The following is a 757-nucleotide window of genomic DNA, read 5'->3' as shown; positions in this document are numbered from 1 at the left end:
TTCTTTTCACCTTTCCCTCACGGTACTCCTTCTCTATCGGTCACCAGGTAGTATTTAGCCTTGGGAGGTGGTCCTCCCTGTTTCCCACAAGGTTTCTCGTGTCTCGTGGTACTCTGGATTAGATCTGACTGCTCTTTGCTTTCATTTACAGGGCTTTTACCTTCTCCGGCGGAGCCTTCCAGCTCTCTTCAATTAACACTTCACAGTATTTATGACCTATCCGCAACCCCAGGAACAAGTTCCTGGTTTGGGCTCTTTCCCGTTCGCTCGCCGCTACTTAGGAAATCGATGTTTCTTTCTCTTCCTCCGGGTACTTAGATGTTTCAGTTCCCCGGGTTTGCCTCTACAAACCTATGTATTCAGTTTGCAGTACCTAGCGTTATCTAGGTGGGTTTCCCCATTCGGATATCTCTGGTTCTCTGGCTATTTGCGCCTACCCAGAGCTTTTCGCAGCTTATCGCGTCCTTCTTAGGCTCCTGGTGCCAAGGCATCCTCCATGCGCCCTTTGTAGCTTGACCTTTATTATCGAAAATTGCTATTAACTTCGCATATCTTCGTCAACCTTTTCGCTGTGGTGCTCATTTACATAAGTAAACTCTGCTCCTCGCTCAAATCTTTCCTCGATCTGCTCGTTACTATCAATTTTCTTATTATCATCATATCATCTTTAAAATGATACTTTACTACAAAGGTTATATTATAACCTTAGCTTTACTTTATTTCTTATTTACTGTGCAATTTTCAAAGGACAATTTTT

General features: G+C 43.5%; 1 rRNA gene. It reads right to left on the bottom strand.

The annotated features are described in order from the left end of the window. Nucleotides 1-518 (bottom strand): 23S ribosomal RNA (locus CLRAG_RS17945); the annotation flags it as partial. Nucleotides 519-757 lie beyond the last annotated feature (239 nt).

The sequence above is a fragment of the Clostridium ragsdalei P11 genome (assembly GCF_001675165.1).
GTDB lineage: Bacteria > Bacillota > Clostridia > Clostridiales > Clostridiaceae > Clostridium_B > Clostridium_B ragsdalei.
This window is presented reverse-complemented; position numbering and strand designations above follow the sequence as displayed.